This window comes from Bacillus sp. MT(2024), from assembly GCF_036362845.1.
GTDB classification, from domain to species: Bacteria; Bacillota; Bacilli; order Bacillales; family Bacillaceae; genus Bacillus; species Bacillus velezensis.
In genome coordinates this window covers 2,502,688-2,525,267 of the sequence record NZ_CP143632.1, presented here as the reverse complement: position 1 = coordinate 2,525,267, position 22,580 = coordinate 2,502,688, and the positions used below count along the sequence as shown (strand labels likewise).

Sequence of the window (22,580 nt, the reverse complement as noted above, 5' to 3'; positions counted from 1 at the left end):
AGAAATTCGGGAGAGTGAAGCGAGATGAGTAAGCGTGATTACTATGAAGTGCTTGGGGTAAGTAAGAGCGCTTCAAAGGATGAAATCAAAAAAGCCTATCGGAAGCTTTCAAAAAAATATCATCCTGATATCAATAAAGAATCCGGAGCAGATGAAAAATTCAAAGAGGTAAAAGAAGCGTACGAAGCGCTCTCAGACGACCAAAAACGCGCTCAATATGACCAATTCGGCCATACAGACCCTAACCAGGGATTCGGCGGCGGTTTCGGAGGCGGCGGAGACTTCGGCGGCTTCGGTTTCGATGACATATTCTCAAGCATCTTCGGAGGCGGCACGAGACGCCGTGACCCGAATGCGCCGCGGCAAGGCGCGGATCTGCAGTATACAATGACCCTGTCATTTGAAGACGCGGCTTTCGGAAAAGAAACGATCATTGAAATTCCGCGCGAAGAGAATTGCGAAACATGTAAAGGATCGGGCGCAAAGCCGGGAACAAAGCCGGATACGTGCTCGCACTGCGGAGGTTCAGGCCAGCTGAACGTCGAACAGAACACGCCGTTTGGCAAAGTGGTTAACCGAAGAGTCTGCCACCACTGTGAAGGAACAGGAAAAATCATCAAAAACAAGTGTTCTGACTGCGGCGGCACGGGCAAAGTGAAAAAACGGAAAAAAATCAATGTCACGATTCCTGCCGGTGTGGATGACGGACAGCAGCTGCGCGTTCCGGGCCAAGGTGAACCTGGCGTAAACGGAGGGCCTGCGGGAGATCTGTTTGTCGTATTCCATGTGCGCGCCCACGAGTTCTTTGAACGCGATGGAGACGATATTTATTGCGAAATGCCGTTAACGTTTGCCCAAGCGGCACTCGGAGACGAAGTGGAAGTGCCGACGCTTCACGGAAAAGTGAAATTGAAAATACCTGCCGGCACACAAACCGGCACGAAATTCAGATTAAGAGGCAAAGGCGTTCAGAACGTCCGGGGCTACGGACAAGGCGACCAGCACATTGTCGTCCGCGTCGTCACACCGACGAATCTGACAGACAAACAAAAAGACATCATCCGCGAGTTCGCTGAAGTCAGCGGAAACCTGCCGGATGAACAAGAAATGAGTTTCTTTGACAAAGTAAAACGCGCATTTAAAGGCGAGTAATGATTGGATAGGAGTTGGTAGTTTTGAAATGGTCCGAAATCAGCATTCACACAACACATGAAGCGGTCGAACCCATCTCAAATATTTTGCATGAAGCTGGTGCGAGCGGGGTTGTCATCGAAGATCCGCTTGATTTAATGAAAGAGCGTGAGAATGTTTACGGGGAAATCTACCAGCTCGACCCCAATGATTACCCCGATGAGGGTGTCATTGTCAAAGCGTATCTGCCGATCAACAGTTTCCTCGGCGAAACGGTGGACGGCATTAAAGAGACGATTAATAATCTGCTTTTGTACGACATTGATTTAGGCAGAAACACAATCACCATTTCTGAAGTTAATGAAGAAGAATGGGCGACAGCTTGGAAAAAGTATTATCATCCGGTGAAAATTTCTGAAAAATTCACGATCGTGCCCACATGGGAAACGTATACACCCGTGAATACCGATGAACTGATTATCGAAATGGATCCGGGCATGGCATTCGGTACGGGAACGCATCCGACAACCGTTCTGTGCATTCAGGCGCTTGAGCGTATCGTTCAAAAAGGCGACCGTGTCATTGATGTCGGCACCGGTTCAGGAATTTTAAGCATCGCGGCCGCCATGCTTGAGGCCGAATCGGTTCATGCATATGACCTTGATCCGGTCGCTGTTGAAAGCGCGCGTCTGAATCTAAAATTGAACAAAGTGAGTGATACGGCCGAAGTGAAGCAGAACAATTTGTTAGACGGCATCACGGGCGAACATGATGTCATTGTCGCAAATATTTTGGCGGAAGTGATTCTCCGCTTTACATCACAGGCGTACGATCTGCTCAAAGACGGAGGCCATTTTATTACTTCAGGCATTATCGGCCAGAAAAAACAGGAAGTAAAAGAAGCGTTGGAAAAAGCCGGCTTTACCATCACAGAAATTCTGTCTATGGAAGATTGGGTCAGCATCATCGCGAAAAAATAACAGTTAGTAGGTGTCACAGCGTATGCAACGATATTTTATCGAGCTCACGAAGCAGGAGATGGACGAAACTCCCGATTTTCAAATTACGGGGGAAGACGTCCACCATATAGCGAACGTCATGAGAATGAGTGCGGGAGACCGGATTATCTGCTGTTCGAAAGACGGCCATGAAGCGTTATGCCTGCTTAAAGAGGTTTCTAAAGACCATATATCATGCAGCATTGCTGAATGGACGGGTGAAAACCGTGAACTGCCTTTGAAGATCAGGATCGCCAGCGGCCTTCCGAAAGGCGATAAGCTTGAATGGATTATCCAAAAAGGGACCGAGCTGGGGGCTAGTATGTTCATCCCCTTTCAAGGCGCCAGATCCGTCGTTAAGCTAGACGACAAAAAGGCAAAGAAAAAGCGGGAGAGATGGGCGAAAATCGCGAAGGAAGCGGCGGAGCAATCGTACCGCAATGAAATTCCCGAAGTGAAAACCGTTCATACGTTCCGGCAGCTGCTTGAAATGGCGGAGAATGTCGATAAATGTGTCGTTGCATACGAGGAGTCATCAAAGCAGGGGGAAACGGGCGCTTTCGCCGCGGAGCTTAAAAGCCTTCCGCAAGGTTCGTCTCTTTTAATCGTATTCGGCCCTGAAGGCGGTCTGACTGAGTCTGAAGTTCATCAGCTTTCAGAAAAAGGCGCCGTCTTATGCGGCCTCGGACCGAGAATTTTACGGACTGAAACTGCGCCTCTTTACGCGTTAAGCGCAGTTTCCTATCATACAGAGTTATTAAGAGGTGATCAGTAATGGCAACTGTTGCTTTTCATACCCTTGGCTGCAAGGTCAATCATTATGAAACAGAAGCAATCTGGCAGCTGTTTAAAGATGCGGGTTATGAACGAAAAGAATTCGAACAGACAGCAGATGTATATGTCATTAATACATGTACGGTAACAAACACGGGAGATAAAAAAAGCCGTCAAGTCATCAGACGGGCGATCCGCCAAAATCCTGACGGCGTCATCTGCGTAACAGGGTGCTATGCGCAAACCTCTCCGGCAGAAATTATGGCCATCCCGGGTGTTGACATCGTCGTCGGCACGCAGGATCGTGAAAAAATGCTCGGTTACATTGAGCAGTACAGGGAAGAGCGTCAGCCGATCAACGGCGTCGGCAATATTATGAAAGCACGCGTGTTTGAAGAGCTGGATGTTCCCGCTTTTACTGACCGCACAAGAGCGTCGTTAAAAATCCAAGAGGGCTGCAACAACTTCTGTACGTTCTGCATTATCCCTTGGGCGCGCGGCCTGCTTCGTTCCCGCGATCCGGAAGAAGTCATTAAACAGGCGCAGCAGCTGGTGGATGCCGGCTATAAAGAAATCGTCCTGACGGGGATTCATACGGGCGGCTACGGCGAAGATATGAAAGATTATAATTTCGCCAAGCTTCTCCGCGAGCTTGATACACGTGTAGAAGGACTGAAGCGGATCAGAATTTCATCTATTGAAGCAAGCCAAATCACTGATGAAGTGATTGAAGTGCTGGACGCGTCTGATAAAATCGTCCGCCACCTTCATATCCCGATTCAGTCAGGATCAAACACCGTTCTGAAACGGATGAGACGCAAATATACGATGGAATTTTTCGCGGACCGTTTAAATAAGCTGAAAGAAGCGCTGCCGGGTCTTGCCGTCACATCTGATGTCATCGTCGGTTTCCCGGGTGAAACGGAAGAAGAATTTATGGAAACATACCGGTTCATTAAAGAACATAAGTTTTCAGAGCTTCACGTATTCCCTTACAGCAAACGCACCGGAACACCTGCGGCCAGAATGGAAGACCAGGTTGACGAGAACGTGAAAAACGAACGGGTGCATAAGCTGATTGCGCTGTCTGACCAGCTTGCCAAAGAATACGCCTCCGATTATGAAGGAGAGGTTCTGGAAATCATTCCGGAAGAGGCATTTAAAGAGTCTGATGAGGACGGCATGTTCGTCGGCTATACGGACAATTACATGAAAGTCGTCTTCAAAGGCACGGAAGATGTAATCGGCAAACTTGTCAAAGTCAAAATTCAAAAAGCGGGCTATCCGTATAACGAAGGACAATTCGTCCGCGTCGTTGAGGGTGAAATGACCCGGAACATGCGCATGTCTTCATAACAGATAAAAAAACCGGTGCCTTCCCGCATCGGTTTTTTTACGGTTTCGGAGGAATCATCCTGTCAATCAGCCGGTAAAACAAATGTGTGAACGGCAGAAACAATAAGGCGGTGACTACGTTAAATAACAGGCTGAAATGCGCAATCATCTGCGCGGGATCATCAGACAGGCGCTCCGTAATACCTGCTGATGCAGACAGGAAGGGAAAGACGAGCAGTACGCCGAGAATATTAAACACTACGTGAGCACCGGCGGTCTGTCTGGCGGCATAACCGCCTGAAACAGCAGCCATGACGGCCGTGACGCATGTCCCGATATTAGATCCCAGAACGACGCTGACCGCTTGTTCAATGCCGATCACCCCTTCGTTCATAAAACTCATCAAAATGCCGATGCAGACGGAGCTTGAATGAATGATTGCCGTCAATATCATACCGATAAAAAGAGCGGACCAGCTCGAATCATTCACATGGCGCAAAACCTCCGCCCCCGCCTTCATTTCTGTCAGCGGAACGGCAAGCCGGCTGAAGCATGTGATGCAAAAAAAGATGATGCTGAGACCGAGGAAGCTTATACCGATCTGCCTGAACGGATATTTACGGATGAGGATAAACACAAGGCCTCCGATAAAAAGCACCCAAATGAGCACGTCCATCTTTATGGCTAAAAACTCCGTCGTAAACGTGGAGCCGACATTCGTGCCGAGAATCATCGGAATGGTCCGTTTAAAAGATAAAGCGCCTGCGCTGACAAAGCCGATGACAATGACCATGAAGGCTGAGCTGCTCTGAAGAAAACCGGTGAATATGATGCTTATGAGAAAAGCTTTCAAAGGGTGGTCGGTAAATAAGAGCAGGCTTTTCTCAATTTTTGAATACGTTAATGCGATCAGGCCCTGCCTGAGCAGGCTCATTCCGAGTAAAAAAAACAGGATAAGTGCGGTAAAGAGAATCAGTATTATCAAACGAAACACCCCTTTCCATCATTATATAGACAAGCAGCCTTATTCATGACGGAAAAGTGAGCTCGCTTAGTTGACCTGACTGATGGCTTATATTATAATGTCAAAGTACATGTTTATATATGTATCTTTTTAAAGGTAGTCGATTGGTGTATTCGGAGGGAGGGAAAGAGAATGTCAAAAACGGTCGTTAGAAAAAACGAATCGCTTGAAGATGCTCTTCGTCGCTTCAAACGCAGTGTATCAAAGACAGGTACTTTGCAAGAAGCAAGAAAGCGCGAATTTTATGAAAAACCTAGCGTAAAGCGCAAGAAAAAGTCAGAAGCTGCTAGAAAACGCAAATTCTAAAAGAGGGTGGATTTATGAGTCTTCTTGAGCGACTTAACCAAGATATGAAGCTGTATATGAAAAGCCGTGAGAAAGACAAACTGACTGTCGTTCGAATGGTGAAAGCTTCACTTCAAAACGAAGCAATTAAGCTTAAGAAAGACAGTTTGACCGAGGATGAGGAACTTACTGTCCTATCTCGTGAACTTAAGCAACGTAAAGACTCCCTCCATGAATTTTCAAACGCTGATCGTTTAGATTTAGTAGATAAAGTTCAAAAAGAGCTGGACATTTTAGAAATTTATTTACCGAAGCAGCTTTCTGAAGAAGAGCTGCAGACAATTGTAAATGAAACCATCGCTGAAGTCGGTGCGAGCTCCAAAGCGGACATGGGCAAAGTGATGAGTGCTATTATGCCTAAAGTAAAAGGTAAAGCTGACGGCAGCGTAATTAACAGACTTGTCAGCAGTCAATTATCTTAATTGACAAGAAAAAAGACATCTTTCCTAGAGAGATGTCTTTTTTTATACATAAAAAAATGAAACTAAAGTACATTTGTTACGTATATAAAGAAGAACGAAACGGGAAGGAGGGTATATTTGCCTTGTTCCGAAAAAAAACCGGAATTGCTGTTGCTCTATTGGGCTTATTTGTATTATCTTTATTAGGGGTTCAATTGAACGCGAAAGCTGATCATCCATCGGTTTATGTCATCCCGGTTGAGAAAAATGTCGAACAGGGGCTCGCCTCGTTTTTATCGCGTTCTTTCAAAGAAGCGAAGGAGTCCGGCGCGTCACACATTATTCTTGATATCAATACACCGGGAGGCGCCGTTCAATCAGCCTTGGATATTGCGGATATCATCGGCCGCGCGGATGTGCCTGTTACCGCTTACGTTAATAAACGGGCGCTTTCTGCCGGAGCGTATATAGCGCTTCAGGCAGATGAAATCTATATGGCGCCGGGCGGAAAAATGGGTGCCGCAGCCATCATCGACGGAAAAGGAAACGCGGCGGACAAAAAGGCTCAATCACTGTGGCATGCAGAAATGGAGGACGCAGCGGTTAAAAACAACCGCAATCCGAAATACGCCCTGGCCATGGCAGATCCCGCCATCAATGCAAAGGAAGCGGGCGCCCCAAAGGGAAAACTGCTGACACTGACAGCTGAAAAAGCCAAGGAAGTCGGATATTCGGAGGGCACGGTTTCAAACCTTGATGCTTTATATACAAAGCTCGGTTTTGACAAAGCGGATGTTCACCATGCAAAAGAAGGTTTTGTCGGCAAATTGGGCAGATGGCTGACAAATCCGTTTGTTGTCCCCGTCTTATTAACGCTTGCTTTGCTTGGTTTGACCATTGAATTGTTCTCGCCGGGCCTCGGAATACCGGGTGCCGTCGGACTGACGGCCATGCTGCTGTTTTTCACCGGGCATATCGCTGCCGGATTCGCCGGCTATGACAGCGTATTCTTATTTTGCACGGGCTTGGTTTTTATCCTTTTAGAGATATTTCTGCCCGGAGGCATAATCGGTCTTATCGGTATTGCAGGCGTCATCGCGAGTCTCTTTCTCGCTGCGGGCAGCTTTACCGTAATGGCGGTTTCTCTCTTGATCGCCATTGCTGTGTCTATTACAGCCTTTATCATATTAACAAGGGTGTTGGGGAAACGAATGAAATTCTTTAAAAAATTAATATTAACTGATTCAACAAGCACGGAGAGCGGTTATGTTTCAAATCAGAACCGGACGGAGCTGTTGGGGAAAGTCGGCATTACCGCTACAGCCCTCAGACCGTCAGGCACCGTCATTATTGATGATGAACGTCTGGATGTCGTCTCGGAAGGATCATTCACTGAAAAAGACAGACAGGTGAAAGTAGTGAAAGCGGAAGGCTCACGCATTGTCGTGAGAGAAATATAGATGATAACCTTGAGGAGGAATTAGATGGAACTGTCAAGTTTGGCGATTTTAGCAATAGTTGCAGCTGCCATAATCGTGTTAGCCATATTCTTCACCTTTGTACCGGTGATGCTATGGATTTCGGCGCTTGCGGCAGGAGTCAGAATCAGCATTTTCACTTTGGTCGGAATGAGGCTGCGGCGCGTCATACCAAGCCGCGTTGTCAATCCGTTAATTAAAGCGCACAAAGCCGGCCTATCCGCAACAACAAATCAGCTCGAAAGCCATTATCTGGCCGGTGGTAATGTTGACAGGGTGGTCAATGCCCTGATTGCGGCACAGCGCGCCAATATTGAGCTGACATTTGAACGCTGCGCAGCCATTGACCTGGCCGGGCGTGACGTATTGGAAGCCGTACAGATGAGCGTCAATCCGAAGGTCATTGAAACACCGTTTATCGCGGGTGTCGCCATGGACGGAATTGAAGTAAAAGCAAAAGCCAGAATCACCGTAAGAGCCAATATCGAGCGCCTTGTCGGAGGAGCGGGAGAAGAGACGGTTGTCGCCCGTGTCGGAGAAGGGATTGTCTCGACAATCGGTTCCTCGGGTAATCATAAAAAAGTGCTTGAAAACCCTGATATGATTTCGCAGACCGTACTTGGCAAAGGGCTGGATTCAGGCACCGCCTTTGAAATTCTTTCGATTGACATCGCCGACGTTGATATCGGCAAAAACATCGGAGCGATTCTTCAGACGGATCAGGCAGAAGCAGACAAAAACATTGCGCAGGCCAAAGCCGAAGAGCGCCGCGCCATGGCGGTCGCCCAAGAGCAGGAAATGCGCGCTCGCGTAGAAGAAATGCGTGCAAAAGTCGTGGAAGCAGAAGCCGAAGTGCCGCTTGCGATGGCAGAAGCGCTGCGTGAAGGAAACATCGGCGTCATGGACTATATGAACATAAAAAATATCGACGCGGATACGGACATGAGGGATTCTATCGGCAAGCTGACGAATGACCAGCAAGATGAAGACCAACAATAACCTCTCTATTAAGGAGGGAGCCGCTATATGCACGAGATTCTGACAAATCCGCTCGTCATTGCCGCCGTCATCGGCATTATATCGGCAATATTCGGCAAGAAAAACAAAGATGAAAAACGGCCGCCGGGTACACGTCCCGAAAATCAGGCAAAAAAGCAGGATCAAAAACAGCCGCAGAAAGAGCATAAGCCGGAAGCGGAAGAATTGCCTGCCGTTTCAGAAGAGAACCCTTTTGAGCAAAAAAGAAGGGAAGCTGAAAAGCGCCTAGCGGAGACGGAGCAGATGTTTAACGGGCTTGAACATAAGCTGACATCTCAACGCGCACGAAACGCATCTCTGAAGAAATCAGCCCTCAAAATAAATAAAGAAACTGCGGTCCAAGGCATCATATTCAGTGAGGTTTTGGGTCCGCCCCGTGCAAAAAAACCGCATCGGACCATGCGGAACATCGGTAAAAAATAAAGTGTTAGAACCCCTTTTCAAATCATACATATGAGATGAAAGGGGGTTCTTTTTTTATGGGGCAAAGAAAGAATCGTGTAAAGGCATGGCTGACAAGAGCATTGGAAATTCCCCCGGACGTTATGATGGATCTGCCTCGTATTACGATGGTCGGCAGACTTCATATCTACATAGAGAATCACAGAGGCCTCCTGCTGTTCAGCGAAGAAGAAGTCAGGCTGATGCTCAAGCAGGGGCAATGTATCATATCAGGAAAAAACTTGGTCATTAAGGCAATCCTTCCTGAGGAAATCCTTTTGGAAGGCACGATAGATCACGTACGATATGTCGATTCATAAAGCCGGGGGGAAATAATGTGAAAAACAAATGGCTGTCATTTTTTTCGGGTAAAGTCCAAATGGAAGTCAAAGGAAAAGGGATTGAACGGCTGCTGAATGAATGCACGAGAAACGGAATCGCCATCTTTGCGGTGAAAAAAAAGCAAGACTGTGTTCTGCTGATGATTCAGCTTCAAGATGTACATGCTTTCAGAAGAGTCATCAGAAAACATGAATGCAAAGCAAGCTTTACAAAAAGAAAGGGTCTTCCCTTTCTGCTTCTCAAATCAAAATTAAACCTGGGCTTCACTGCGGGATTTGTGATGTTTTTCATTATATTGTTTCTTTTGTCCAACATGATTTGGGACATTGATATTAAAGGGGCCAAGCCCGAAACCGAGCATCAGATGGTAAAGCACCTTGAAGAAATCGGTGTGAAAAAAGGCCGTTTGCAATTTTTAATGATGACGCCGGAGAAAATCCAAAAATCATTAACAAACGGCATTGATAATATTACGTGGGTCGGTGTGGAATTGAACGGGACAGCCCTTCATATGAAAGTGGTCGAAAAAAACGAACCGACAAAAGAAAAGTACGTGAGCCCCCGCCATATCGTTGCCAAAAAGAAGGCGGTCATCAAAAGGATGTTCGTGCAAAAGGGGCAGCCGATGGCTTTTGTGAACGATCATGTTGACAAAGGACAGCTTCTCGTCTCAGGACTGATCGGAAATGAAGACCGGAAAGTCGCCTCAAAAGCGGAAATTTACGGAGAAACATGGTACAAGTCTGAAGTAACCGTGCCTCTTGAAACATCATTTACGCTATATACGGGTAAAGTAAGGACGAAGCACAAGCTGTCTTTCGGATCATGGGGCGTGCCTTTTTGGGGCTTTGAATTTAATGAGGAGCCGCTGAAACATCCGAAAACAGAGGAAGAAAAGCACCCGTTTCAATTTCTGGGGATGAAGCTTCCGGTGTCTTACGTTCAAGAACAGACAAGAGAAAGTGAAACAACCGTGCGGACTTATACGAAAGGCGAAGCGGTTCAGGCCGGTATCAAAATGGGAAGACAAGATGTAGAAAAGCGATTAAACGGCAGCGGAGAGGTGGAAAGTGAAAAAGTTTTGCACCAATCCGTTGAGAATGGTAAAGTAAAGTTGATTATTCTCTACCAAGTTATAGAAGATATCGTTCAAACCACACCTATTGTTCAGGGAGACTAAAGAATGGCAGAACATTTACTTGCGATTAATCACAAACTGAAAAGCCCGGACGAAGCACTTTCTTTGTTCGGCAGCCAAGATGCCTTTTTACATTTAATGGAGAAGGATCTGGGCATTAGCCTCATCACACGCGGTGAAACCATTTACGTTTCCGGGAATGATGAAACATTTGAGATCGCTGACAGATTATTGGGCTCGCTCCTTACTTTAATTCGCAAGGGGATCGAGATTTCGGAACGTGATGTGCTGTATGCCGTGAAAATGGCAAAAAAAGATGAACTGGACTATTTTGAAAGTATGTATGAAGAGGAAATAACGAAAACGGCAAAAGGCAAACCGATCCGTGTCAAAACCCTCGGCCAAAGAGAATATGTGGCGGCGATGAAGAAAAACGACATGGTGTTCGGCATCGGGCCGGCGGGAACCGGCAAAACTTATTTGGCGGTCGTAAAAGCGGTGCATGCTTTAAAAAACGGCCACATTAAAAAAATCATTTTAACAAGACCCGCTGTGGAAGCCGGCGAGAGCCTCGGTTTTCTGCCCGGAGATTTAAAGGAAAAAGTAGATCCTTATCTGCGCCCGCTGTATGACGCGCTCCATGATGTGCTCGGAAGCGACCATACGGAGCGTCTTATGGAAAGAGGGGTTATTGAAATCGCCCCGCTTGCCTATATGAGAGGGCGGACGCTTGACGACGCGTATGTGATTCTTGATGAAGCCCAGAATACCACTCCCGCTCAAATGAAAATGTTTTTGACGAGATTGGGTTTTGGCTCTAAAATGATCATTACGGGCGACGTAAGCCAAATTGACCTGCCGAAAGGCGTCACATCGGGACTTGCAGTAGCGAAGGATATGCTGAAGGACATAAACGGCATCTCCGTTATTGAACTTGACCAGACAGATGTGGTCAGGCATCCGCTTGTTGCAAAAATTATTGAAGCTTATGATAAGCAAAAGTAATGCGAAAATGACCCGATCTCCCGTTATCGGGTCATTTTTATATGATGTGTTCCTGATGTTTCAGGGAGGAGGTTCTTGTTTTGAAAAAGAAGGGAAAGGGCAAAAGCGCCCGGGAACGGTTCCGCAGTTTCAGACATGCCCGCTCAGCCCATGTGCTGCTGTACCTGCTGCTTTCAGCGATCATGTTTGGTTTGCTCTTTATTCATGTAAAACCTGAATCACTTAATTTGGATTTGTTTTCAGTCAGTGATAAGACGATTTACGCGCCCGCCACAGTGGAAGATCAGCAGGCGACGGAATCGAAAAAACAGGCGGCCGAAGATGCGGTGGAAGATCAATACACTCTAAAAAAAGGCTATACCGACAACCGGCTTGACCTGATCACTTCCATTTTTGACAGCATCGGCGAAGTGAAAAAAGATGCGGAAAAAGACAAAAAGTCACCTTCGGAAAAATCACTGGTCAAATCGGTGAAAAACAAGCTGACACAGGATGTCAATGAATCCGTCTCGGAAGATGCCATTAAATCGCTTCTCCATGCAAACAATGAAGATTTCTCATTTGTGAGGGATTCCGTCATTACCGCGGTGAATACGGTGATGAGCAGTGAAATTCCTTCTGAAAAGCTTGCCGAAGCGAAGGATAAGGTCGCAAAAGAGCTCAAAAGCGCTTCTGTGCCGTCAAAATATTTAGCGGCTGCGACTGAAATCGGAAAATACGCGGTCATCCCGAATTACGTATTTGATCCGAAAGCGACGGATGAAAAACGCCAGGAAGCGTCAGACAGCGTCCAGCCGGTACAGATCAAACAGGGACAGGTTCTCGTGGAAGAGAATGATCTGATCGACCGGGAAGTATACAGGAAGCTTGAACTGACGGGGCTTTTGAATAATTCCAACCTGTTAAAACCGATCAGCGGTCTGCTTCTGATGATCGGGCTGTTTATTGCCACGCTTGTCTACTATTTTGAGAAACAGCAGCAGGAGCTTAAGCTGAAAAATAAATCTCTTTTGCTGTTTTCTATCATTACAACGCTTATTCTCGTCATTATGGAAGTCGTCAGTCTCTTTCAGAAGATTGAATACACCAATATCGGCTATCTTGTGCCGATCGCCGCCGGCGCGATTTTAATCAGGCTGCTGCTCAATGAAAGGCTCGCCATTTTAGGAAGCATCATTCTGGCGATCTGCGGCAGTATGATGTTTAATCAGGGTGTGACGGGAACATTTAATTACGTCATCGGCATTTACTATTTAATCAGCAGCATTTCAGGCATTCTGTTTTTGGGGAAACACAATGCGAGATCAAAAATATTGCAGGCGGGACTGTTCGTCTCATTTATTAATATGATTATCGTGCTGTCGCTTTTATTAATACAAAATACGGCGCTGTCACCTGTTGAAATCGGAACGCTGATGCTGATGGGGGTCGTCTCGGGACTTGCTTCATCCGTTTTAATTATCGGTCTGATGCCGTTTTTTGAGACGGGATTCGGCATTCTTTCAACGATGAGGCTGATTGAACTGTCTAATCCGAATCATCCCCTGCTTCGAAAGATTTTAACGGAAACACCCGGTACATATCATCACAGCGTCATGGTGGCAAATCTGTCGGAAGCGGCTTGTGAAGCCGTAGGGGCAAACGGTCTTTTGGCACGGGTCGGAGCGTATTATCACGATCTCGGCAAAACGAAACGTCCGCAATATTTTATTGAAAATCAGATGAATATGGATAATCCGCATGACAAGCTGTCTCCGCAGCTCAGCAAAAATATCATTATCGCACATACGACAGACGGTGCGAATATGCTCAGAAGCTATAAGTTTCCGAAAGAGCTTGTGGATATCGCGGAGCAGCATCACGGAACGTCCCTTTTAAAATTCTTTTATTATAAAGCGAAAGAAAAGGGCGACCAGATTACAGAGAAAGAGTTCCGCTACCCGGGGCCGAAGCCGCAATCGAAAGAAGCGGCTATTATCTCAGTGGCCGACAGCGTTGAAGCCGCCGTCCGTTCCATGCATAATCCCAATCCCGAGCGGATCGAAAAACTGGTGCGGGGAATTATATCCGATAAGCTTCAGGACGGACAATTCTCAGAATGTGATCTCACGTTCCGAGAACTGGATACGATCGCCAAAACACTATGTGCGACTTTAAAAGGAATTTTCCACTCCCGGATTGAATATCCGGAGGCTACGAAGAAGGTGAAATAAATGGGTTTACTCATAGATATTGTTGATGAAACGAACAGCGTCTCAGCTGATGCGCTCCAAGAAGTGGAGAAGCTGCTCCAATTCGCGGCGGAAAAAGAAGGCGTTCAGGATCAGGCTGAAGTATCGGTCACGATTGTGACAAATGAAGAAATCAGAGAAATCAACAGAGACTACCGGGGAAAAGACACTCCGACTGACGTCATTTCATTTGCGCTTGAAGAAGAAGGCGAAGACGAGGTTGAAATCGTAGGCGCCGACATGCCGCCTGTTTTAGGAGATATTATCATCAGCGCAGACAGAACGAAAGAGCAGGCGGAAGAGTACGGCCATTCGTTTATGAGAGAGCTCGGTTTTCTGGCCGTGCACGGCTTTTTGCATTTGCTTGGCTATGATCACATGACAAAAGAAGAAGAGGAAGAAATGTTTTCAAAGCAAAAGGATTTGCTGGATGAGTATGGACTCACGAGATCATAAAAATGAGTGGAGCAGGTTCCTGAAGAGCTTTGTCCATGCATGGAGGGGAATCTGGAAAACGGCGCGGGCAGAGCGGAATTTTCAATTTCATATTACCGCGGCCTGCGCCGTTATCGTTTGCGGTTTTCTCACCGGGCTGAGCACAGCCGAATGGGCCGTTGTTTTGGTGCTGATCGGAGGGATGCTTGCTTTGGAGCTTTTAAATACGGCGATAGAGCATGTTGTGGATTTAGTTACCGATCAGTATCACCCGCTCGCAAAAGCGGCAAAAGACGCGGCCGCCGGAGCCGTTTGCGTCTTTGCCGTGATATCGTGTATCATTGGTTTACTCATCTTCCTGCCGAAGATATGTTAGCAGAAGATTCTTACAATTATTTTACATTGCCAAAAATGGGCGTGAAAAACCGATCATAATTATGTAAAATAAAAGTGACAGCGGTATCATACAGGATAAAGGTAAGAGAGGAATTAAGTACACATGAACAGACAAGAATTGATTGCAGAAGCATTAAAAGCACGGGACACAGCGTATGTACCGTATTCAAATTTCAGAGTGGGAGCCGCTCTTCTTACCAAAGACGGAAAAGTGTACAGAGGCTGCAACATTGAAAATGCGGCATACAGCATGTGCAACTGTGCTGAACGCACGGCGATATTCAAAGCTGTTTCCGAGGGGGATACGGAATTTGCGATGCTCGCCGTGGCTGCGGATACTCCGGGACCGGTTTCGCCGTGCGGAGCCTGCAGACAAGTAATTTCCGAGCTGTGCTCAAAGGATATGCTTGTTATTCTGACCAACTTACAAGGACAAATAAAAGAAATGACTGCGGAAGAATTATTGCCGGGCGCATTTTCATCGGAGGATTTACATGACGAACGAAAGCTTTAAATCAGGATTTGTATCTATCATCGGAAGACCGAACGTAGGAAAGTCTACCTTTTTAAACAGGGTCATCGGTCAAAAGATCGCCATCATGAGCGACAAACCCCAGACGACAAGAAATAAAGTCCAAGGGGTGCTGACAACCGGCACGTCGCAGACCATTTTTATTGATACACCGGGCATTCACAAACCGAAGCACAAGCTTGGCGATTTTATGATGAAAGTGGCGCAGAATACGCTGAAAGAAGTTGACTTGGTGTTATTTATGATTAACGCCGAAGAAGGGTACGGAAAGGGCGACGAGTTTATCATTGAAAAGCTCGGACAGACGTCCACGCCGGTCTTTCTGATCGTAAACAAAATTGATAAGATCCACCCTGACCAGCTGCTTCTTTTAATTGATGAGTACCGTACGCGCTATCCGTTTAAAGAAATCGTGCCGATCTCAGCTTTGGAAGGGAACAACGTTGAAACCCTTCTCGCGCAGATTGAAGCGTATTTACCGGAAGGGCCTCAGTTCTATCCGAGCGATCAGGTGACTGACCATCCCGAGCGGTTCATTATTTCTGAACTGATCAGGGAAAAGGTGCTCCATCTGACAAGGGAAGAAGTGCCGCACAGCATCGCTGTCGCTATCGAGTCCATTAAAGGGCAGGAAAACGGCTCTGTCCATGTCGCCGCCACCATTGTGGTCGAGCGGGATTCTCAAAAAGGCATCGTCATCGGGAAAAAAGGAGCACTTCTGAAAGAAGTCGGCAAAAGAGCGCGGGCTGATATTGAAGCGCTGCTGGGTTCACGCGTTTACCTCGAATTATGGGTGAAAGTGCAGAAGGACTGGCGGAATAAAATGTCTCAGCTGCGTGATTTCGGCTTCAAAGAGGATGAATATTAATTCATCTGAGGCGCATGCCTGATGTGTGGGATTACCTCACAGAAACAGGGATTCGTTAGCAAAATTTGTTTAACATGAAAAGGAGGACATCAGGTCAAGATAAGGGTAAGAATTTGGATTGGCAAGCTAGTTTAATGATGAAAGGTGGGTTTTTTGTGTTGAATTTTACCTGGAACGTATTTTCTCAAACAGGAAGTGTTGATACGTACCTTCTTTTTAAAGAACTGGAAAAAGAGAACCTGGAAAGACCCGAAGAACCGGAAGATGAGCTAGCCCGAATTGATTTTCCAATTTTGTAAACCTCTTGGCCCCTCCCGTTGTTGGAAGGTGCGGAAATGCTGACTAAATGTGAAGGAATCGTGCTCCGTACGAATGACTACGGGGAGACGAATAAAATCGTGACATTGCTGACGAGGGAACACGGCAAAATCGGCGTCATGGCAAGGGGCGCCAGGAAGTCAGCCAGCCGGCTGTCAGCAGTCAGCCAGCCGTTTTTGTACGGGTCATTTTTAATGCAAAGAACATCCGGACTCGGCACGCTCCAGCAGGGTGAAATGATTCTCAGCATGAGAACGATCAGAGAAGATTTATTTTTGACGGCGTATGCCGCTTTTATCGCTGAACTCACTGACAAAGGAACGGAAGAGAAGAAACCGAACCCCTATTTATTCGAATTGATTCTTGAATCCTTTAAGAGGCTGAATGACGGGACTGACCCGGACGTGATCACCTTCATCGTGCAGATGAAAATGCTCGGCGTCATGGGGCTGTATCCGGAGCTGAATCATTGTGTCCACTGCAAAAGCGGGGAAGGGACGTTTCATTTTTCGATAAGAGATAACGGTTTTATCTGCCACCGCTGCTTTGAAAAGGATCCGTACAGAGTTCCGATTTCGCCGCAAACGGCAAGGCTGCTAAGGCTTTTTTATTACTTTGATATCGGAAGGCTCGGCAGCGTCTCGTTAAAACAGGAAACCAAAAACGAAATTAAACAGGTCATTGATCTGTATTACGAGGAATATTCAGGACTTTATTTAAAGTCAAAACGGTTTTTAGACCAGATGGAAAGCATGAAGAACCTTTTGGATGAAAACAAAAGTTGACATTCTGCCCATCTTTTTATATGATCATTTATTATAAAATATGTTGCAGTGACAGAAAGAAGTACTTGCGTCCAACTCATACAAGCGACCTTAGGACAGTGTAAGCTAAGGATGAGCGCGCAACGAAAGGCATTCTCGAGCAACCCTTTAAAAAGAGGCTGAGTGATTCACATCCTCAGCAACTAGGGTGGAACCGCGGGAGAACTCTCGTCCCTATGTTTGCGGCCGGCAAGCATAGAGACGGGAGTTTTTTGGTTGCCGCCGCACTTGTAAAAGAATGGAGAAAGTGGAGGTGCTTGAAATGAACATTCAAGATATGATTTTAACCTTGCAGAAGCACTGGTCGAATGAAGGCTGTGTGCTCATGCAGTCGTATGATGTGGAGAAAGGCGCAGGCACAATGAGTCCGTATACATTTTTACGAAGCATCGGGCCGGAGCCGTGGAGAGTGGCTTACGTTGAGCCGTCCAGACGGCCTGCGGACGGACGGTACGGTGAAAACCCGAACAGGCTCTATCAGCATCACCAATTTCAAGTCATTATCAAGCCGTCGCCTGATAACATTCAAGAGCTTTACCTTGATTCATTGCGTGCGCTCGGCATTGACCCGCTTGAACATGATATCCGTTTCGTAGAAGACAACTGGGAAAACCCGTCTTTAGGCTGTGCAGGTCTCGGCTGGGAAGTATGGCTTGACGGGATGGAAATTACTCAGTTTACATACTTCCAGCAGGTGGGCGGAATTGAATGTAAACCGGTGTCCGTTGAGATCACATATGGTATTGAACGTCTCGCGTCATATATTCAGGATAAAGAAAACGTCTTTGATCTTGAATGGACGTCAGGATTTACTGTGAAAGATTTATTTATGATGGCTGAATATGAGCATTCCGTTTATACTTTTGAAACATCTGACGTGGATATGCTTTTCCATTTGTTCAGCACCTATGAAAAAGAAGCGATCAGACAAATGGATAACGGGCTTGTGCATCCGGCCTATGATTATGTGCTGAAATGCTCTCACACATTTAATCTGCTTGATGCAAAAGGCGCGATCTCGGTGACAGAGCGGACGGGTTATATCGGCCGTGTCCGCAACTTAGCGAGAAAAGTGGCAAAAACGTATTATGAAGAACGGGAAAAATTAGGGTTCCCAATGCTTAAAGAGGAGGGCTCTTCCCATGAGTAAACAAGACTTGCTTTTAGAGATCGGACTCGAGGAAATGCCGGCGCGGTTTTTACATGACAGCATGGTGCAGCTCGGTGAAAAGCTGACCGGCTGGCTTGCTGAAAAAAATATCGCCCACGGCGAAGTGAAACTTTTTAATACGCCGAGACGTCTGGCAGTATATATAAAAGACGTAGCAGAAAAACAGGCTGATATTCAGGAAGAAGCAAAAGGCCCTGCGAAAAAAATCGCTCTGGATGCTGACGGAAACTGGACAAAAGCCGCTATCGGATTTTCAAAAGGCCAAGGCGCCGGAGTGGATGACCTGTATATAAAAGATGTAAACGGCACGGAATATGTCTTCGTTCAAAAATTCCAGGCGGGACAAGAGACGAAGACACTTTTACCGCAGCTGGAAAATTTGATTGCCGGAATGCATTTTCCGAAAAACATGCGCTGGGGCACGCAGGATCTGCGTTATATCCGTCCGATCAAATGGATTGCCGCCCTCTTTGGAAAAGATGTCATTCCGTTTGAAATCACAAATGTCGAGACGGGCCGGAACACGCAGGGACACCGCTTTCTCGGCCAAGAAGTATCTGTTGATGCGCCGTCATCATACGAAAAGCTGCTGAAAGAACAAAGCGTCATTGCTGACCCGAAAGAACGCAAACAAATGATCCAAAGCCAGCTGGATGCGCTTGCGGCCAAGAAGAAATGGAACATTCCGGTCGATGAGGATCTGCTGAACGAAGTCAACCATCTGGTGGAATATCCGACGGCGCTTTACGGATCTTTTGAATCCGAGTTTCTTTCTATCCCTGAAGAAGTGCTCGTGACAACAATGAAAGAGCATCAGCGCTACTTCCCGGTAAAAGATGAAAACGGGAATCTGCTTCCTCATTTTATTACGGTGCGAAACGGGAACAGCCATGCAATTGAAAATGTTGCCCGCGGAAACGAGAAAGTGCTGAGAGCAAGGCTTTCAGATGCTGCGTTCTTCTACAAAGAAGACCAAAAGCTGAACATTGATGAGAACGTGAAGAAACTGGAAAATATCGTTTTCCATGAAGAGCTCGGCTCCCTTGGAGATAAAGTAAGAAGAGTGGTCACCATTGCGGGCAAACTTGCCGTCCGCCTGAAAGCGGATGAACAGACGCAAAAACTTGTGAAGCGCGCCGCAGAGATTTCTAAATTTGACCTGGTTACACATATGATCTATGAGTTCCCTGAGCTTCAAGGCGTGATGGGAGAAAAATATGCGCGCATGCTCGGTGAAGATGAAGCCGTCGCTGCCGCTGTCAATGAGCACTATATGCCGAGAGCGGCCGGGGGAGAAGTGCCTTCAACCTTTACCGGCGCGGTCGTGGCGTTAGCTGATAAACTGGACACGATTGCTTCCTTCTTCAGCATTGACGTAATTCCGACAGGTTCTCAGGATCCGTACGGATTGCGCCGTCAGGCAAGCGGCATTGTTTCCATTCTGATCGACCGCAACTGGGGCATTTCTTTTAAAGAACTGCTGTCGTTGACAGAAACGGAAAAAGAAAATGAACTCCTCGATTTCTTTACACAGCGTCTGAAATACGTCTTAAACGCCGAAGACATCCGTCATGACGTTATTGAAGCCGTTCTGGACAGCACAGAACTTGAGCCGTATGCAGCCGTTCATAAGGCAAGAGTGCTTGAGAAGCACCTCGGCACACCCGGCTTTAAAGAAACGGCTGAATCACTCGGCCGGGTTATCTCCATCAGTAAAAAAGGCGAGAGCCGCGATATCAAGCCGGATCTGTTTGAAAATGAACAGGAGAAAAAGCTGTTTGACGCTTATGAAAAAACAAAAGACAGTGTCGCGGAAAGCTTTGCCTCCAAAAACTATGAACAGGCGCTTGCCGTGCTCAGCGGATTAAAAGAGCCGATCGAAGATTACTTTAATCACACGATGGTAAATGCGGACGATGAAGCATTAAAAACCAACCGTTTAGCGCAAATGACCGCTCTTGCAGATGTAATCAAGTCTTTTGCTAATATGAATCATCTTATTGTAAAATAAAGAAAAAGACGGTTGCTGTGTGATCGGCAATCGTCTTTTCCCCTTTTACATAAACATCACAGAATGAAAACATAGATAAAGAAACCCTTCCATAAAGGTGGTGAGTACGATCGAATTAAATAAACGGCAAGAACAAATTTTACAGATTGTAAAGGAAAACGGCCCGATTACCGGAGAGCATATCGCAGAACAGCTCAATTTAACGAGGGCCACGCTGCGGCCGGACTTGGCCATACTCACCATGTCAGGCTTCTTAGAGGCCCGTCCGCGGGTCGGTTATTTTTATACGGGGAAAACGGGAAATCAGCTGCTTGCGGATAAATTGAAAAAGCTGCAAGTGAAAGATTTTCAATCGATCCCTGTTGTCATCAATGAAAATGTCTCGGTATACGATGCCATCTGCACCATGTTTTTAGAAGATGTCGGCACGTTATTTGTCGTAGATCGTGATGCTGTCTTAGTCGGTGTGCTGTCACGCAAAGATTTGCTGCGGGCGAGCATCGGCCAGCAGGAACTTGCCTCAATACCGGTTCATATTATCATGACAAGAATGCCGAATATCGCCGTCTGCCGGCGTGATGATTATGTGATGGACATCGCCAAGTATTTAATTGAAAAACAGATCGATGCCCTGCCCGTTATTAAAGATACGGATAAAGGCTTTGAGGTCATCGGCCGGTTTACCAAAACGAATATGACTAAGATACTTGTCAGTTTATCAGAAAATGAAATCATATAAGCTTGAAAACTAACGGGGGGATAACATGGACAATCGCATCATTTATGTAGTATCAGACTCAGTCGGAGAAACCGCCGAACTCGTTGTAAAAGCCTCGCTTAGCCAGTTTAACGGCTCAGCCGATGATACGCATATCAGACGAATACCTTATGTGGAAGATATCGGCACCATTAATGAAGTCGTGTCTCTCGCCAAAGTGGACGGCGGCATTATTTGTTTTACGCTCGTTGTTCCTGAAATGCGCAAATACCTGGTTGAACAAGCGGAAAAAGCGAATGTGCTGTATTACGATATTATCGGTCCGCTCATCGATAAAATGGAATCGGCTTACGGTCTGACCGCCAAATATGAACCGGGCCGCGTCCGGCAGCTTGATGAAGATTATTTCAAAAAGGTCGAGGCGATCGAGTTTGCCGTCAAATATGACGATGGCAGGGATCCAAGAGGCATTTTAAAAGCCGATATCATCCTGCTCGGAGTATCCAGAACGTCTAAAACCCCATTATCACAATATCTTGCCCATAAGCGTCTGAAAGTGGCCAATGTGCCGATCGTTCCTGAGGTCGATCCGCCGGAAGAACTGTTCAGCGTTGATCCGAAAAAATGCATCGGCTTAAAAATCAGCCCTGATAAACTGAACCATATACGTAAAGAACGGTTAAAATCTCTCGGCTTAAATGACAAAGCCATTTACGCCAATATCAACAGAATTAAAGAAGAGCTGGAGTATTTTGAGAAAATCGTGAACCGGATCGGCTGCCAAGTCGTTGACGTTTCGAATAAAGCGGTCGAAGAAACAGCGAACATCATTCATCATCTCAAAACAAAGGGCCGATAACTCAGGACGCTTTATCCTGGGTTTTTGGGTATGCAAATAGGGAATAAACAAAAAGGATGGCATCTTCGCGAAGTTTGTATTATAATAAAAAATTGTGATAAAATGTTTATTTTTAGGTTTAAGCTTCGTGTGATACGAATAAACTATTATGGGTAAGATGTCAAGAATAACTCCCGGAAATTTTTCGACAAAGCTCAAAATAGATCCGCAGTCATGGAGCATATGCGATTTCGCTTGTTTTTATGCAGGAGATTGATGGAGGGATGGAGAATTAGTCTTCTAAATGAAAAAGAAAAGACGATTTTTGTCGATGCAGACGCATGCCCCGTAAAAGAGGAAATAATGCTCATTGCATCGCAATTCAGCGTTCGGGTTATTTTCGTCGCATCATTTGAACACTACCAGCTTTCCAGAAGCAAAGACGAGAACTGGGTATACGTTGATCCTCATAAAGAAGCGGCAGATTTATATATCGCAAACCATGTGAGATCGGGAGACGTCGTAGTCACGCAGGATATCGGTTTAGCATCTCTTTTGCTGAACAGAAATATTGCCGTCTTATCGGAAAGGGGCCGTTCTTATACTGAAGACACGATTGACTTCGCTCTGATGAGCCGTCATATGTCAGGCAAAATGAGAAGAAGCGGCATTCATTCCAAAGGACCTAAAAAATTAAATAAAGAAGATCGGAATCGATTTGTTACCCTGCTTAAAAAAATCCTGTCGAATGATGAAGGGATTTCAAATCAAAACATCGAATAATGTAC

Annotated in this window: 24 protein-coding genes and 1 pseudogene; 24 read left to right on the top strand and 1 reads right to left on the bottom strand. The window is 46.2% G+C overall.

Annotated features, from left to right (window positions below):
• Positions 1 to 24: 24 nt before the first annotated feature.
• Genes dnaJ through mtaB form a run of 4 tightly spaced genes read left to right on the top strand, consistent with a single transcriptional unit; the run spans position 25 to position 4,259 of the window.
• Positions 25 to 1,152, top strand: coding sequence for a molecular chaperone DnaJ (gene dnaJ / locus VP472_RS12285; RefSeq protein ID WP_003152895.1), 1,128 nt, complete (start codon positions 25 to 27; stop codon positions 1,150 to 1,152).
• A gap of 23 nt (positions 1,153 to 1,175) precedes the next feature.
• Entirely contained in the window at positions 1,176 to 2,111 is a 936-nt protein-coding gene (gene prmA, locus VP472_RS12280) for a 50S ribosomal protein L11 methyltransferase (protein ID WP_003152897.1), read from the top strand.
• A 22-nt stretch (positions 2,112 to 2,133) separates the two neighbouring features.
• Positions 2,134 to 2,904 (top strand): 16S rRNA (uracil(1498)-N(3))-methyltransferase, encoded by a 771-nt coding sequence (locus tag VP472_RS12275; RefSeq protein ID WP_007408275.1) that lies wholly within the window; start codon positions 2,134 to 2,136, stop codon positions 2,902 to 2,904.
• Positions 2,904 to 4,259 carry a tRNA (N(6)-L-threonylcarbamoyladenosine(37)-C(2))-methylthiotransferase MtaB gene (gene mtaB, locus VP472_RS12270; RefSeq protein WP_025852978.1) on the top strand — a complete coding sequence of 452 codons (1,356 nt, stop codon included), beginning with the start codon at positions 2,904 to 2,906 and terminating at the stop codon, positions 4,257 to 4,259. The genes VP472_RS12275 and mtaB overlap by 1 nt, the downstream gene beginning before the upstream one ends.
• Positions 4,260 to 4,296: 37 nt before the next feature.
• Here the strand turns inward: mtaB and VP472_RS12265 are convergent, their stop codons facing one another.
• A complete protein-coding gene (locus VP472_RS12265; RefSeq protein ID WP_070082128.1) occupies positions 4,297 to 5,223 on the bottom strand; it encodes a Na/Pi symporter in 927 nt (308 codons plus the stop codon).
• A gap of 171 nt (positions 5,224 to 5,394) precedes the next feature.
• Here VP472_RS12265 and rpsU point away from each other — a divergent pair, with 171 nt between their 5' ends.
• The 20 genes and pseudogenes from rpsU to VP472_RS12165 all read left to right on the top strand — a co-directional run bounded on the left by rpsU (position 5,395) and on the right by VP472_RS12165 (position 22,575).
• Complete coding sequence (rpsU, locus tag VP472_RS12260; RefSeq protein WP_003152957.1) at positions 5,395 to 5,568, top strand: 30S ribosomal protein S21; 174 nt, start codon at positions 5,395 to 5,397, stop codon at positions 5,566 to 5,568.
• Positions 5,569 to 5,582: 14 nt separating this feature from the next.
• Positions 5,583 to 6,029 (top strand): GatB/YqeY domain-containing protein, encoded by a 447-nt coding sequence (locus VP472_RS12255; protein WP_003152958.1) that lies wholly within the window; start codon positions 5,583 to 5,585, stop codon positions 6,027 to 6,029.
• Positions 6,030 to 6,151: 122 nt separating this feature from the next.
• Positions 6,152 to 7,468 (top strand): NfeD family protein, encoded by a 1,317-nt coding sequence (locus tag VP472_RS12250; RefSeq protein ID WP_146277185.1) that lies wholly within the window; start codon positions 6,152 to 6,154, stop codon positions 7,466 to 7,468.
• Positions 7,469 to 7,492: 24 nt separating this feature from the next.
• A complete protein-coding gene (gene floA / locus VP472_RS12245) occupies positions 7,493 to 8,485 on the top strand; it encodes a flotillin-like protein FloA (RefSeq protein WP_003152961.1) in 993 nt (330 codons plus the stop codon).
• 27 nt (positions 8,486 to 8,512) lie between these two features.
• A complete protein-coding gene (locus tag VP472_RS12240; RefSeq protein ID WP_070082126.1) occupies positions 8,513 to 8,947 on the top strand; it encodes a hypothetical protein in 435 nt (144 codons plus the stop codon).
• Between the two features lie 56 nt (positions 8,948 to 9,003).
• Positions 9,004 to 9,285 (top strand): sporulation protein YqfC, encoded by a 282-nt coding sequence (gene yqfC / locus VP472_RS12235; protein WP_003152966.1) that lies wholly within the window; start codon positions 9,004 to 9,006, stop codon positions 9,283 to 9,285.
• Positions 9,286 to 9,302: 17 nt separating this feature from the next.
• A pseudogene (gene yqfD / locus VP472_RS12230) lies at positions 9,303 to 10,527 on the top strand (sporulation protein YqfD).
• A complete protein-coding gene (locus VP472_RS12225) occupies positions 10,491 to 11,450 on the top strand; it encodes a PhoH family protein (protein ID WP_003152970.1) in 960 nt (319 codons plus the stop codon). The pseudogene yqfD and the gene VP472_RS12225 overlap by 37 nt, the downstream one beginning before the upstream one ends.
• Before the next feature lie 80 nt (positions 11,451 to 11,530).
• Positions 11,531 to 13,663: an HD family phosphohydrolase gene (locus VP472_RS12220; protein WP_015387990.1), complete on the top strand. Its 2,133-nt coding sequence runs from the start codon at positions 11,531 to 11,533 to the stop codon at positions 13,661 to 13,663.
• On the top strand, positions 13,664 to 14,137 hold the full coding sequence (gene ybeY, locus VP472_RS12215) for an rRNA maturation RNase YbeY (RefSeq protein WP_003152973.1): 474 nt from the start codon (positions 13,664 to 13,666) through the stop codon (positions 14,135 to 14,137).
• Positions 14,118 to 14,492 carry a diacylglycerol kinase family protein gene (locus tag VP472_RS12210; protein WP_038461537.1) on the top strand — a complete coding sequence of 125 codons (375 nt, stop codon included), beginning with the start codon at positions 14,118 to 14,120 and terminating at the stop codon, positions 14,490 to 14,492. Before ybeY ends, VP472_RS12210 begins: the two co-directional genes overlap by 20 nt.
• 123 nt (positions 14,493 to 14,615) lie before the next feature.
• Complete coding sequence (locus VP472_RS12205) at positions 14,616 to 15,026, top strand: cytidine deaminase (protein WP_003152976.1); 411 nt, start codon at positions 14,616 to 14,618, stop codon at positions 15,024 to 15,026.
• A complete protein-coding gene (era, locus tag VP472_RS12200; protein ID WP_007408285.1) occupies positions 15,007 to 15,912 on the top strand; it encodes a GTPase Era in 906 nt (301 codons plus the stop codon). The genes VP472_RS12205 and era overlap by 20 nt, the downstream gene beginning before the upstream one ends.
• Positions 15,913 to 16,067: 155 nt before the next feature.
• Positions 16,068 to 16,211 (top strand): YqzL family protein, encoded by a 144-nt coding sequence (locus tag VP472_RS12195; protein ID WP_007408286.1) that lies wholly within the window; start codon positions 16,068 to 16,070, stop codon positions 16,209 to 16,211.
• Between the two features lie 36 nt (positions 16,212 to 16,247).
• On the top strand, positions 16,248 to 17,015 hold the full coding sequence (gene recO, locus VP472_RS12190) for a DNA repair protein RecO (RefSeq protein ID WP_003152982.1): 768 nt from the start codon (positions 16,248 to 16,250) through the stop codon (positions 17,013 to 17,015).
• A 301-nt stretch (positions 17,016 to 17,316) separates the two neighbouring features.
• On the top strand, positions 17,317 to 18,204 hold the full coding sequence (gene glyQ / locus VP472_RS12185; protein WP_003152984.1) for a glycine--tRNA ligase subunit alpha: 888 nt from the start codon (positions 17,317 to 17,319) through the stop codon (positions 18,202 to 18,204).
• On the top strand, positions 18,197 to 20,236 hold the full coding sequence (glyS, locus tag VP472_RS12180; RefSeq protein ID WP_146277183.1) for a glycine--tRNA ligase subunit beta: 2,040 nt from the start codon (positions 18,197 to 18,199) through the stop codon (positions 20,234 to 20,236). Before glyQ ends, glyS begins: the two co-directional genes overlap by 8 nt.
• A gap of 100 nt (positions 20,237 to 20,336) precedes the next feature.
• Positions 20,337 to 20,975: a transcriptional regulator CcpN gene (gene ccpN / locus VP472_RS12175; protein WP_003152989.1), complete on the top strand. Its 639-nt coding sequence runs from the start codon at positions 20,337 to 20,339 to the stop codon at positions 20,973 to 20,975.
• Between the two features lie 25 nt (positions 20,976 to 21,000).
• Positions 21,001 to 21,813, top strand: coding sequence for a pyruvate, water dikinase regulatory protein (locus tag VP472_RS12170; protein WP_146277181.1), 813 nt, complete (start codon positions 21,001 to 21,003; stop codon positions 21,811 to 21,813).
• 255 nt (positions 21,814 to 22,068) lie between these two features.
• A complete protein-coding gene (locus tag VP472_RS12165) occupies positions 22,069 to 22,575 on the top strand; it encodes a YaiI/YqxD family protein (RefSeq protein ID WP_014418404.1) in 507 nt (168 codons plus the stop codon).
• Positions 22,576 to 22,580: the final 5 nt, after the last annotated feature.

Bases quoted from the DNA above. Each gene is read 5' to 3' on its own strand.
- dnaJ (WP_003152895.1), top strand. From the start codon at position 25: ATGAGTAAGCGTGATTACTATGAAGTGCTTGGGGTAAGTAAGAGCGCT.
- VP472_RS12275 (WP_007408275.1), top strand. From the start codon at position 2,134: ATGCAACGATATTTTATCGAGCTCACGAAGCAGGAGATGGACGAAACT.
- mtaB (WP_025852978.1), top strand. From the start codon at position 2,904: ATGGCAACTGTTGCTTTTCATACCCTTGGCTGCAAGGTCAATCATTAT.
- rpsU (WP_003152957.1), top strand. From the start codon at position 5,395: ATGTCAAAAACGGTCGTTAGAAAAAACGAATCGCTTGAAGATGCTCTT.
- VP472_RS12255 (WP_003152958.1), top strand. From the start codon at position 5,583: ATGAGTCTTCTTGAGCGACTTAACCAAGATATGAAGCTGTATATGAAA.
- floA (WP_003152961.1), top strand. From the start codon at position 7,493: ATGGAACTGTCAAGTTTGGCGATTTTAGCAATAGTTGCAGCTGCCATA.
- VP472_RS12240 (WP_070082126.1), top strand. From the start codon at position 8,513: ATGCACGAGATTCTGACAAATCCGCTCGTCATTGCCGCCGTCATCGGC.
- yqfC (WP_003152966.1), top strand. From the start codon at position 9,004: ATGGGGCAAAGAAAGAATCGTGTAAAGGCATGGCTGACAAGAGCATTG.
- VP472_RS12225 (WP_003152970.1), top strand. From the start codon at position 10,491: ATGGCAGAACATTTACTTGCGATTAATCACAAACTGAAAAGCCCGGAC.
- ybeY (WP_003152973.1), top strand. From the start codon at position 13,664: ATGGGTTTACTCATAGATATTGTTGATGAAACGAACAGCGTCTCAGCT.
- VP472_RS12210 (WP_038461537.1), top strand. From the start codon at position 14,118: ATGGACTCACGAGATCATAAAAATGAGTGGAGCAGGTTCCTGAAGAGC.
- VP472_RS12205 (WP_003152976.1), top strand. From the start codon at position 14,616: ATGAACAGACAAGAATTGATTGCAGAAGCATTAAAAGCACGGGACACA.
- era (WP_007408285.1), top strand. From the start codon at position 15,007: ATGACGAACGAAAGCTTTAAATCAGGATTTGTATCTATCATCGGAAGA.
- recO (WP_003152982.1), top strand. From the start codon at position 16,248: ATGCTGACTAAATGTGAAGGAATCGTGCTCCGTACGAATGACTACGGG.
- glyQ (WP_003152984.1), top strand. From the start codon at position 17,317: ATGAACATTCAAGATATGATTTTAACCTTGCAGAAGCACTGGTCGAAT.
- glyS (WP_146277183.1), top strand. From the start codon at position 18,197: ATGAGTAAACAAGACTTGCTTTTAGAGATCGGACTCGAGGAAATGCCG.
- VP472_RS12170 (WP_146277181.1), top strand. From the start codon at position 21,001: ATGGACAATCGCATCATTTATGTAGTATCAGACTCAGTCGGAGAAACC.
- VP472_RS12165 (WP_014418404.1), top strand. From the start codon at position 22,069: ATGGAGGGATGGAGAATTAGTCTTCTAAATGAAAAAGAAAAGACGATT.